Source organism: Lutibacter sp. A80, from assembly GCF_022429645.1.
Taxonomy (GTDB): Bacteria; Bacteroidota; Bacteroidia; order Flavobacteriales; family Flavobacteriaceae; genus Lutibacter.
In genome coordinates this window covers 1,609,048-1,621,345 of record NZ_CP092480.1, presented here as the reverse complement: position 1 = coordinate 1,621,345, position 12,298 = coordinate 1,609,048, and the positions used below count along the sequence as shown (strand labels likewise).

Sequence of the window (12,298 nt, the reverse complement as noted above, 5' to 3'; positions counted from 1 at the left end):
TTTACAAGTTGATTACTAAATGATTAAATTTTTTAAAATGAGAAATTTTATAATTATAGGATTAAATTTATTGTTGTTATTAAGTTGTAACAATGAAGAAATAATAGAAATAGCTTCACCAGATACTAAAATTGAAGTTAAAGTTCGTGTAAAAGATGGAAGTGTAAATTATGAAGTAAGTTTTAAAGATTCTATAATTATGAAACCATCAAATTTGGGTTATTTATTAAAAAAATCAAAACCGATGAATGGTAATTTTTTGGTAAGTGATTTTAAAATATCAAATTCAAATACTAAGTGGACACAAGTTTGGGGAGAGAATATAGAAATTATTGATAATTTTAATAAATTAGAAGTTTCTCTTCGAGAAAAAGTAGAACCTTTTAGAAAAATGAACGTTGTCTTTAAAGTTTTTAATGATGGTGTAGGGTTTAGATATGAACTTCCAGAGCAAGCAAATTTAAAAGAGGTTTTAATTTCTGAAGAATTAACAGAATTTAATTTTTCTAAAAATTATAAAGGTTGGTATACGCCAGCAAATTTTGATTCTTACGAGCAATTATTTCAAAATGCAGCCTTAAATTCAATTAAAACAGCAAATACACCCATAACATTAGAAGGTAATAATAACGTTTTTATTAGTATTCATGAAGCTAATTTAACAGATTATGCTGGTATGACCTTAGTTAAAAATAAAGAGAAAGACTTTTCATTTAAAACTAATTTAGTGCCTTGGCCAGATGGTGTAAAGGTTAAAACTAACACGCCAATGGTTTCGCCTTGGCGAACTATTCAAATAGCAGATAGTGCAGAAAAATTAATAGTATCAAATTTAATTTTAAATTTAAACGAACCTAATAAAATAGAAGATACATCTTGGATTCAACCCATGAAATATATAGGTGTTTGGTGGGGGATGCATTTAGGGACACACACTTGGACATTAGGAGAAAGACATGGAGCAACTACTGCTACCACAAAAAAATATATAGATTTTGCTGCCAATCATAATATTTCAGGTGTACTAGTTGAAGGTTGGAATACCGGTTGGGAAAATTGGGGTAAAAAAGGTGCATTCGATTTTGTAACACCCTACCCAGATTTCAATTTAAATGAAATTGCATATTATGCAAACTTAAAAAATGTTCAGTTTATTGGTCATGTAGAAACAGGAGGAGATGCGGCTTATTTTGAAGATAATTTAGATAAAGTTTTAAGGTTGTATCATAATATAGGTGTAAAAGCCGTAAAAACAGGATATGCTGGTGCAATAAAAACCAAAGGACAATTTCATCACGGGCAATATATGGTAAATCATTATAGAAAAGTTGTAGAAAAAGCCTCGAAGTATCAAATTATGATTAATGCTCATGAACCGATAAAACCAACTGGAATTAGAAGAACTTATCCAAATATGATGACAAGAGAAGGTGCTCGAGGAATGGAATGGAATGCTTGGAGTGCAGGAAACCCACCTGAGCATTATACAATAATTCCTTTTACAAGAGGTTTGGCAGGACCATTCGATTATACTCCAGGTACATTTGATATTTTATTTAAGAATTCAAAAAATAGAATAAAATGGAATGATTTAGATGATGGTACATCTAGAGTAAATACAACATTAGCTAAACAATTAAGCTTGTTTGTTATTTTGTATAGTCCAATGCAAATGGCATCAGATTTAATTGAAAATTATGAAAATGAACCAGCTTTTAAATTTATAGAAGATTTTGGAGTAGATTGGGAAGTTTCAAAAGTACTAAATGGTAAAATTGGAGATTATATAACCATTGTTAGGAAAGATAAAAATAGTGATAATTGGTTTTTAGGGAGTTGTACCGATAAGAATAAAAGAACCTTAGAAATAAAATTATCTTTTCTAGATGCTAATAAAAAATATATTGCTGAAATTTATGCAGATGGAATGGATGCCGATTGGAAAACGAACCCACAAGCTATTGAAATTTATTCAGAAGAAGTTGATGCTAACTCCATTTTAAATTTAAAATTAGCTGCTGGTGGAGGACAAGCCATAAAATTTACACCTATTAATTAATTTCAATGAAAAAAATTACTTTTTTACTAATATTAATAGCTTTTGTTTCTTGTGATAAATCGCAAGAAAAACTAAGTATAATGACTTATAACATTCGGTATGGTAATGCTAATGATGGTAAAAACCATTGGCATAAGCGAAAAGAATTTTTAAGTGATCAAATTAATTATTACCACCCAGATATTTTTGGAATTCAAGAAGGGCTTCAACATCAAGTACATTTTTTAGATAGTGTTTTGGTTGATTATAATTATATTGGAGTAGGTAGAGATGATGGAAAAACAAAAGGAGAATATAGTGCTATATTTTACAATTCTAAAAGTTTTACAGCGATTGAAAATAATACATTTTGGTTAAGTGAAACCCCATCAGAAATTTCTGTAGGTTGGGATGCCGCTATGGAACGTATTTGTACTTATGGATTATTCGAAAATGTTACCACAAAACAGCAATTTTATGTTTTTAATACACACTTTGATCATATTGGTACACAAGCAAGAATTAAAAGTGCTGAATTAATAATAGAGAAAATAACTGAATTTAATCTGAAAAATTTGCCTGTAATGTTAATGGGTGATCTTAATTTAACACCAGAAGCTAAACCAATTCAATTGCTTTCAAAAGTACTTAACGATTCAAAAAGTATAAGTAAAACAAAACCATTTGGTCCAATAGGTACTTTTAATGGTTTTAAATTTAACAAGCCAGTAACAGATAGAATTGATTATATTTTTACAAGTAGAAAAAATATTACTGTGGAGAAGTATGCTGTTTTAAGCGATTCTAAAAATTGTAAATACCCTTCAGACCACTTACCCGTTTTTGTTGAAGTTTCTATAAATTAGAATTTAAGGTTAAATAAGAGTTTAAATTTAATGCTAAATTAACGCTTAAATGTTTGATATTTCTTTAATACTGAAACAAAATTCATTTAACTGTCTTTAGGTGTTATTGGTCGAATTTTTAACTTAATTTATGTTAATTTTTTGTTATATTTAACTATTATTAACTCAAATTTATAAACTAAATGATACAAAAAGTACTAAAACTGTTTTTAGTTTTTTGTTTATTAGCCAATGCTAGTATTCAAGCCCAAACAGTAACAGGAACTATTACTGATGCTACGGACGGTGTTCCGTTACCAGGTGTTAATGTAATTATTAAAGGTACGTCTACGGGTGTTTCATCAGATTTTGATGGTAATTACAGTATTGATGTAAATAGTGATACAGCGATATTACAATTTTCATTTTTAGGTTATGCAGACCAAGAAATTACTGTAAATGGAAAAAGGACAATAAATGTTGCCTTAGTTCAAAGTGCAGAGACTCTTGACGAAGTTGTTGTAACTGCATTAGGTATTTCAAGAGAAAAAAAATCATTAGGTTATTCTGTTTCTGAAGTTGATGGATCTTCAGTTTCGTTAGCAAAAGAATCTAATGTTGTTAATTCACTTTCAGGAAAAGTAGCAGGGGTTGTAATTACTCAATCTGCTTCTGGGCCAGGAGGAGGAACAAGGGTTGTAATTAGAGGTAATAACTCAATTACAGGTAATAACCAACCATTATATGTGGTGGATGGTGTGCCAATTGACAATTCAGGTATTGGTTCTGCAAATGGATCTGGTTCAGGAGAGTATAGTAAGTCAGATTTAGGTACTGGTATTTCAGATTTAAACTCAGATGATATTGAGTCTATGTCTGTATTAAAAGGACCTAATGCAGCAGCACTTTACGGGTCAAGAGCAAGTAATGGTGTAATTTTAATTACAACCAAAAAAGGAAGTAAAGATAAAGGATTAGGTATTTCATTATCTTCAAATATTTCTTTCCAAAATCCATTGTTTTTACCAGAATATCAAAATGAATATGGAGCTGGTAAAGATGGTGCTTTTGCTACTGATTTAACCGAATTAAAAAGTAATGGTTCTTGGGGACCAAAATTTGATGGATCTGATCAGTTATATTACAATGGAGAAACTAGACCTTATGTGGCACAGCCAGATAATGTAAAAGATTTTTTCGATACAGGATCTAGTATTGTTAATACTTTAGCAATTAGTAATAGTAACGAGAATTCTTCATTGCGTTTTTCTTATTCTAATACTTCAATGGATGCGATTGTTCCAAACTCTACTGTTGATAGAAATAACTTTAATTTAAGAGGTTTTAGTAAAATTACCGACAAATTTACGTTAGATGCTAAAGTAACATACTTTTTACAAGATGCTAAAAATCGTATTTCTCAAGGTACTGAAGGTATTATGGCTTATGTATACGGTATAAATAGAAATATTGATATAAACGATTTAAAAACATATCAAAACCTTGATGAAGGTTATGGAGTGCTTTCAGCTACAAATAGTGGAGGTAACCCTTATTGGATTCTTTATGAAGATAAAAACGAGGATAAAAGAAAACGTTTTTCAGGTTTTGCTAAAGCTCAGTATGATTTTTCAGATACCTTTAAGGCATTTGTTAGAGTAGGTACAGATGTAGTTTCACATGATACTGAAGGGTACCATGCTGTTGGACATCATTTTTACCCACAAGGAACCATAAGTTATGGCTCTAACGAACGTTCTGAAACAAATTATGATTTTTTATTAATGTATAATGATGATCTTAATGACGATTTCAACTTAGCTTTAAATATAGGTGGAAATGCATTACATTCTACTGTTAGATCTTCTAATATTTCAGGATCTGATTTTAAAATTCCTGGAAAATACTTTATAGGAAATACAGATGCATTAAAATTAAGCGTTAATCAATCAGATTTAATTGAAAAGAAAGTAAATTCTATTTACGGTTCTGGTTCTTTAGCTTATAGAGGAATGGTATATTTAGATTTAACAGGTAGAAATGACTGGTCTTCAGCGCTTTCTAGTGAAAATAGATCTTATTTCTATAAATCTGCTAGTTTAAGTATGTTATTAGATAGAATGTTTGATTTTGGAGAGTCTTCAAAAATTAATATGGCAAAATTACGTTTAAGTTATGCCAATGTAGGTAACGATACCGCCCCTCAGCAAATTGTAAACTTATATGGTGTTGCTTCAAGTGGTTATTTAGGTAATATTACTGTTAACACTCCAAATATTAAATATAGTGAAAGCTTAAAACCTGAAGATGTAACTTCATCTGAAATTGGTTTTGAAATAAAAGCTTTAGACAATAGATTATTTGCAGATTTTACATATTACTCAATATCATCTAAAGATTTAATTTTTGATGTACCAGTAGATCCTGCAACTGGATTTTCATATTTTAGAGAAAACGTAGGTGAAGTATCAAATAAAGGTTTTGAATTTATGATAGGAGGTACTCCAATAATGAATGATAATTTTAGATGGGATGTTTCTTTAAACTTAGCTAAAAATGAAAACGAACTTGTAAGTTTAATTGACGGTCAAGATTATTTTCAATTTAGTTCTACTAATAGTGGAGTAGTTGATGTAAGAGCTCAAGTAGGTGAAGGATTTGGAGATATTTACGGAAAAACTTGGAAAACTACAGAAGATGGACAACTGTTATTAACAGCAACTGGTCGTCCACAAGCTAGTGAAGAGAGAGTAAAATTAGGAAATTATCAACCAGATATGACTGGTGGATTTAGTAACACGTTTAATTATAAAGACTTTTCATTAAACTTTTTAATTGACTTTAGAATTGGAGGAGAAGTGTATTCAGGTACAGATGCTGCTTTAGATGCTAACGGTGTTTCTAAAAAAACATTACAATACAGAGAAGGAGGAATTACTGTTGACGGTGTTTGGGACAATGATGGAGTTCTAACACAAAACACTACAAATATTAGTGCTCAAGATTATTGGGGTGCTGTAAGTGGTATTGCTTCAGAATATATAATTGAACAAACAAATGCACGTTTAAGAGAGGTAAGTTTATCATACCACTTCCCAAACGCTATGTTAGAAAAAACATTTATTAAAAATGCTTCTTTAAGTTTAACAGGAAGAAACTTATTCTTTTTATATAAGAAAAGTGATAATTTTGACCCAGAAGCAAGTTATTCAACTAGTAATTTTGCACAAGGAGTATTGTTCTACAACTTGCCAACAACAAGTAGTTTAGGTTTAAGTTTAAACGTTAAATTTTAATAATTTTTGAAATGAAAAATATAAAAATAACAATATATAGTGTTTTAATGTTCTTCACATTTTCATGTACTGGAGATTTTGATGAAATAAACACAAACAATCAAGGATTTGAATCTTCAGATTTAAGTGCTAAATTTTTTATAACGCAACCACAACATACTTTATATGCTCCGGGTCGTTATGCATATTGGAGAGCGCATTTAATTCATGTAGATAGATATGCCGGACATTTTACATTTGGAAGCAATGTTTCTTGGTGGAATGATGGATTAGGTTATACTTACAATAGAGGTTATACAGATGCCGCTTGGGATTGGTTAGCTGGTTACTTTGGAGACATTAAAGGATTTATGGATTTAACAAAAACTGGTGCAGAATTTGAAAATGAAAAAATGTATGCAATGGGTTTAATTATGAAATCATTGTATTATCAAATGTACACAGATACTTTTGGAATGTTACCATATAGCGAAGCTGGTATTGATGGTAACTTAACTCCTAAATACGATGCTCAAAGTGATATTTATAAAGGGATTATTGCAGATTTGGACGAAGCAATGGCAATAATTGGTGATTCAGAAAGAACAGGTTCTGGTGTAGATGACGTAGATGAAAATGATGTATATTGTGGAGGAGATTTACAAAAATGGAAAAAATTAGCAAATACATTAAAATTAAGAGTAGGTATGCGTGCATTAGGTGCACCAGGAGATGATTTTGCTTCAAGTACTATTACTTCAGCTTTAAGTGCTCCTCTATTAGATGCTTCTTCAGGAAGTGTACTTATGGAAAAAGATGATATTATTGGTCAGTGGGGTGCAGCTGCTTATGGAGATGTATGGAATAATTTTCCTGGTGGTGGATATTGGTCTGTTGGAGCTACTTTAATAAACCAATTAAAGAATACTCAAGACCCAAGACTTCCAATTTATGCTTCACCAGCTGTTGGAGGAGAATTTACTTTTGAAGTATCAGATGGTGATGACCAACAAAGATTAGATTTCTTAATGGGAGCTCTAGATGAAGCAGGAGCTGTTTACACAGCAACTACTTCTGGAGATATTACTACAATTAATGTTGAAGAAGGACAATATATTGGACAGCCTACAAGAGTAAATAGTGATATTCAGCCAATGGTTAAAATAGATATGTATAGTGCACCAGGAGAATTAATTACTCAAAAAATGGGAGAAGGTGAAGATGTTTATCCAGAAATTGTTTTGACAAGTGCAGAGGCTTACTTTTTACAAGCAGAAGCAGCATTAAAAGGAATAGGTTCTGGTGATCCTCAAACTTTATTTGCTGATGGAATTAGAGAAGCAATGAAGATTTGGGAAATTTCTGATGGTGATGTAGAAACCTATATTAGTACTCAAGATGCAGCAAATATTAATGTAGGAACCTTAGATGAAAAATTAGAGAAGATAGCTATACAACGTTGGTTAGTAAGTTATACTGATGGTTTTGAAGCATGGGCTGTAGTTAGAGATACAGGATACCCTACAGAGTTATCTCAAGGGGTTTCAAATTCTATAATTTACGAACTAGGAACTTTAAATGGTGAATACCCACAACGTATGCGCTACGGTAGTGGAGCACAAAGTAATCCTAATTATACGCAAGCAATATCTGAACAAGGTGATGATTTGCAAGGAACTAAATTATGGTTTGCTAAATAAAATTTATTTAAAATTTTTATAAAGTACGAATAGCCAAAACTTAGAATTCTAAGTTTTGGCTATTTATTTTTAATAAAGATTATTTTAAAGTTGAACTAATTAGCTTTATTTAGTTTAAACTAAAAATTAAATTTTAGAACATTGGGTATCAGTGCTTATAATTTTTTTTTACGTTTATTCATCATTTTAATTTGGTTGTTGGTCGAAATTTTTTAATAATTTCTTAAAAATTATATTTATTTATATAGTGTTTAATAAGCATAATGAGTTTGTATATCTAACACAAAAATTTAAATTAGTTGAATTAAGTTTAAGAGAGCTATTTTTAATAGCTCTCTTTTTTTATTTTATAAGCATATATTTTTAAATACTTATATTTGAGTAAAACTTGCTTATGAATTATGAAAATAAATCTTTTTCTATAAAATCCTGGGCTGAAGGAGATAGGCCTAGAGAAAAACTTTTATTAAAAGGGAAATCAGCACTTTCTGATGCAGAATTAATAGCTATTTTAATTGGATCTGGAAATAGAAATGAAAGTGCAGTAGAGCTATCTAAAAAAATATTAAACTCCATAGATAATAGTATTAATAAATTAGGTAAACTATCGGTTTTAGATTTACAAAAATTTAAAGGAATTGGTGAAGCCAAAGCAATTTCAATAATTACAGCCTTAGAACTTGGTAGAAGAAGAAGGTTAGAGGAAGCATTAGAATTACCTAAAATAACCAGTAGTAAGGCTGTTTTTAGTATTATGCAGCCAATAATTGGAGAACTACAACACGAAGAGTTTTGGATTATTTTTTTAAACAATTCTAATAAAGTTCTATACAAACAGCAATCTAGTAAAGGAGGTTTAACGGGCACATTGGTTGATGTTAGGTTAGTGTTTAAAAAAGCAATTGAATTGTATGCAACAGCAATTATTTTATGTCATAATCATCCTTCAGGGAAGCTACAGCCTAGCAATGCAGATAAATTAATTACATCTAAATTAAAAAAAGCAGGAGAAACCTTAGATATTAAAGTTTTAGATCATTTAATTATAACGGAAAATGCGTATTTTAGCTTTGCCGATGAAAGTTTGATGTAGGTTTTTGAAAAGTTAAAATATTGAAAAGTAAGAAATGTGCTGATTCAAAGGATTCTATAATTTAGTGACTAAGCAAAGTAAATACTTAATACCATTAAAAATTACAAACTAATTAATAATTTAATTTTATACAATTAAACCTTTCAATAAATAAACCATTAAATCAAATAAAGTGCTACTAGTTTATACACACAAAATTACACCGAGGTTAAATTATATTTTTAAACATTTTTTTGTAAGAATTTTACAAATACCTGTTGTTTTTTCAACAAAAGTAGATGAATTTGTTGCTCATAATGGACCAAAAATAACGTATTCTAAATCGCCATTAGGTTCCGAATTTTTTATTAGAAGCCATGATTTATTATTTGAACAAGGAATAAATGATATTGATATAAATATTTTAAATTGGGATGAAATTCCTTGTTTTTTTCCTGCAGGAGAAGCATCGAGTATTCCTTTTGATGTTTTTGCAGCTAGCTTTTATTTAATAAGTAGATACGAAGAGTATCTGCCACATGTACAAGATATGCATGAACGTTTTCCTGTTGAAGAAAGTTTAGCGTTTAAAAATAATTTTTTAGAGCAACCATTAGTAGATATTTGGGCTTATAAATTTTTAGAACATTTAAAGGAAAAATTCCCTTCATACACTTATAAAAAAAGAACATTTAACTTAATTTCAACTATTGATGTAGATACCGCATTTGCATATAAGCATAAAGGAGTTGTTAGGTCTATAGGTGGGTATTTATTAGATTTTTTTGGTTTTAAATTTGTAAATATTTGGCATCGTTTATTAACAAATTTAAATTTTAGAAAAGATCCGTATAATACATTTTCTAAATTATTAGAATTAAAAAAAGAACATAATATTACAACCCTTTTTTTCTTTTTAATTGGAGATTATACTACGTTCGATAAAAATATTTCATTTTCTAATAATAAATTTAAATCGTTGATAAAGTCAGTAGCAGATTATGCTAAAATAGGCTTTAAACCGTCTTATTTTTCATTAAGAAATGACGAAAAATTAAAAAAAGAAAAATCGAGATTAGAAAGCATAATTAATACACCAATCTCATTTTCCAGACAACATTTTATACGACTGATAATTCCAGAAACCTATCAAAATTTAATAGATTTAGATATACAAGAAGATTATACTATGGGGTATGCTAAAAAGGTTGGTTTTAGAGCTAGTACCTGTACACCTTTTTATTTTTACGACTTAGATTTTGAAATTAAAACACCATTAAAATTATTTCCTTTTGCTTTAACGGATACTGCATTAAAAGACTTTATGAATCTTTCGAATAAAGAAAGTCTTCAAAAAATTATGGATTTAAAAAATGAAGTTCAAAAAGTAAATGGAACTTTTATTACCTTGTTTCATAATGAAACGTTGAGTGAAAATGATAAATGGAAAGGTTGGAGCGCTATTTATAAAAAAATGCTTTTAGATTAAGTTTTATTAAACTATGATTCGCTATTTAAAAAGAAATCAATTAGATGATAATAAATACAATGCTTGTTTAGAAGCATCTGTAAATTCACGTATCTATGCATTTAGTTGGTATTTAGATTGTGTAGCAGATAATTGGGATGCACTGGTTTTAAATGATTATGAAGCTGTTATGCCGTTGCCTTTTTTAAAAAGAAAAAGACATTTCTTTTTAAGAAAAATAGATCAACCTCCGTTTTGTCAACAATTAGGTGTTTTTTCTGTTTCAGAAATTTCTAAAGAACAATTTCAATTGTTTATTTATAATTTTTTAAAGTTAAAACCGAGATCATATAATTTCAATATATTTAATTTTAAAGTTACCGATCTTATTAAAGACAATTGTAGTGAAAAGGTGAATTTGGAATTAAATTTAATGATTGGTTACAACGAAATTGAAAGAAATTATTCAAAAAACTTGAAACGAAATATCAAAAAAGCTAAAGATAATCAGCTTAAAATTGCTAAAAATATAAGTTTGAAGGATTTTATTTTATTAAAAAAAGAAAACTCAAATCATAAAATTAGTATTAAAAATTTTAATAAACTTGAAAAATTAATTAAAGAATTATCTTTAAGAAAATTGGGTTTTACTTATGGCGTTTACTTTAAAGAAGAATTAGTAAGTGCTGCTTTTTTTTTAGATTATAATAAAAGATTAATTCATTTATTTTCTGCAACTACACAACAAGGTAAAATTTATGGAGCTATGTCTTTATTATTTAATTCAATAATTGAACAACATATTGCAGATAATGAAATTTTAGATTTTGAAGGATCTATGATACCAGGTATTGCAAAGTTTTTTAAAAGTTTTGGAGCTAAAAAGTTTAACTATTATAGTTTTAAAAATTGATAAAAAAAATTACATCAATAATATTAAATAAATTAATAATTAATTCGAAACATCGGATTTTAATTCCGTTTTATCATGCTGTTTCTGATACAGCACCAACGTATATTAAACATTTATATTCACCCAGAAGTATATCCAATTTTGAAAATGATTTAGATGTTTTAATGGAATTCTACAAACCTATTTCGTTAAAAAAAATGAGTGAATTAATTGAAACACAAAACCCCATAAAAGAAAACTATTTCCATTTGACTTTTGATGATGGTTTAGCTAATTTTTATGAAATAGTAGCGCCTATTTTATTGAAAAGGAAAATACCTGCAACCGTTTTTATAAATACGGATTTTGTTGATAATAATGATTTGTTTTATAGGTTTAAAGCAAGTTTATTATTAGATAATTATTTAAATAGTGAAAATGATGATAAATTAATTTTTCATCATTTCTTCAAACAAAACGAATTTTCAAATAGTGATATTTCAAAATGTTTATTGGAAATTGAATATAGTAATATGCATTTATTGGATGAGTTGGCAAACAAATTAAATTACAATTTTTCTGATTTTTTAGAAAATGAAAAACCGTATCTTTTAAAAAATCAAATAACAAAATTAATAGAACAAGGATTTACTTTTGGAGCTCATTCAACAAATCACCCTTTATATTATAAATTATCACAAGAGGATCAATTGGAACAAACTTTAAATAGTTTAAATTGGGTTGATAAAGAATTAAATCAACATATTAAAGCTTTTTCGTTTCCTTTTACCGATTTTGGTGTATCAATAGATTTTTTCAACAGATTAGATGATAGTATTTTAGATGTCAGTTTTGGAACATCTGGACTAAAAAGGGATATGGTAAAAAATAATTTACAGCGTGTTTCTTTTGAAAATTTTGGTAAGAATACAAAGCTATTTTTAATTAAAGAATATTTAAAGTATTTTATAAAAATTCCACTTGGCAAAAGCGTTATGAAAAGATAAT

Annotated in this window: 8 protein-coding genes; all 8 read left to right on the top strand. The window is 28.5% G+C overall.

The genetic code is table 11. The features are described from left to right. Positions 1 to 37: 37 nt before the first annotated feature. The 8 genes from MHL31_RS07060 to MHL31_RS07025 all read left to right on the top strand — a co-directional run bounded on the left by MHL31_RS07060 (position 38) and on the right by MHL31_RS07025 (position 12,297). Complete coding sequence (locus tag MHL31_RS07060) at positions 38 to 2,059, top strand: glycoside hydrolase family 97 protein (protein WP_240228423.1); 2,022 nt, start codon at positions 38 to 40, stop codon at positions 2,057 to 2,059. A 5-nt stretch (positions 2,060 to 2,064) separates the two neighbouring features. Next, positions 2,065 to 2,904, top strand: a complete 840-nt coding sequence (locus MHL31_RS07055; protein WP_240228421.1) for an endonuclease/exonuclease/phosphatase family protein — start codon at positions 2,065 to 2,067, stop codon at positions 2,902 to 2,904. Positions 2,905 to 3,086: 182 nt separating this feature from the next. Continuing rightward, entirely contained in the window at positions 3,087 to 6,179 is a 3,093-nt protein-coding gene (locus tag MHL31_RS07050; RefSeq protein WP_240228420.1) for a SusC/RagA family TonB-linked outer membrane protein, read from the top strand. An 11-nt stretch (positions 6,180 to 6,190) separates the two neighbouring features. After that, positions 6,191 to 7,858, top strand: coding sequence for a SusD/RagB family nutrient-binding outer membrane lipoprotein (locus MHL31_RS07045; protein WP_240228418.1), 1,668 nt, complete (start codon positions 6,191 to 6,193; stop codon positions 7,856 to 7,858). A 394-nt stretch (positions 7,859 to 8,252) separates the two neighbouring features. Beyond that, positions 8,253 to 8,951, top strand: coding sequence for a DNA repair protein RadC (gene radC, locus MHL31_RS07040; RefSeq protein ID WP_240228416.1), 699 nt, complete (start codon positions 8,253 to 8,255; stop codon positions 8,949 to 8,951). Positions 8,952 to 9,123: 172 nt separating this feature from the next. Further along, a complete protein-coding gene (locus MHL31_RS07035) occupies positions 9,124 to 10,419 on the top strand; it encodes a polysaccharide deacetylase family protein (RefSeq protein WP_240228414.1) in 1,296 nt (431 codons plus the stop codon). A gap of 13 nt (positions 10,420 to 10,432) precedes the next feature. Further along, positions 10,433 to 11,311 carry a hypothetical protein gene (locus MHL31_RS07030; protein WP_240228412.1) on the top strand — a complete coding sequence of 293 codons (879 nt, stop codon included), beginning with the start codon at positions 10,433 to 10,435 and terminating at the stop codon, positions 11,309 to 11,311. Continuing rightward, entirely contained in the window at positions 11,308 to 12,297 is a 990-nt protein-coding gene (locus MHL31_RS07025; protein ID WP_240228410.1) for a polysaccharide deacetylase family protein, read from the top strand. The genes MHL31_RS07030 and MHL31_RS07025 overlap by 4 nt, the downstream gene beginning before the upstream one ends. The last annotated feature ends 1 nt before the right edge of the window (position 12,298 follow it).

Coding starts and splice junctions, on each gene's coding strand:
- MHL31_RS07060 (WP_240228423.1), top strand. CDS start 38: ATGAGAAATTTTATAATTATAGGATTAAATTTATTGTTGTTATTAAGT.
- MHL31_RS07055 (WP_240228421.1), top strand. CDS start 2,065: ATGAAAAAAATTACTTTTTTACTAATATTAATAGCTTTTGTTTCTTGT.
- MHL31_RS07050 (WP_240228420.1), top strand. CDS start 3,087: ATGATACAAAAAGTACTAAAACTGTTTTTAGTTTTTTGTTTATTAGCC.
- MHL31_RS07045 (WP_240228418.1), top strand. CDS start 6,191: ATGAAAAATATAAAAATAACAATATATAGTGTTTTAATGTTCTTCACA.
- radC (WP_240228416.1), top strand. CDS start 8,253: ATGAATTATGAAAATAAATCTTTTTCTATAAAATCCTGGGCTGAAGGA.
- MHL31_RS07030 (WP_240228412.1), top strand. CDS start 10,433: ATGATTCGCTATTTAAAAAGAAATCAATTAGATGATAATAAATACAAT.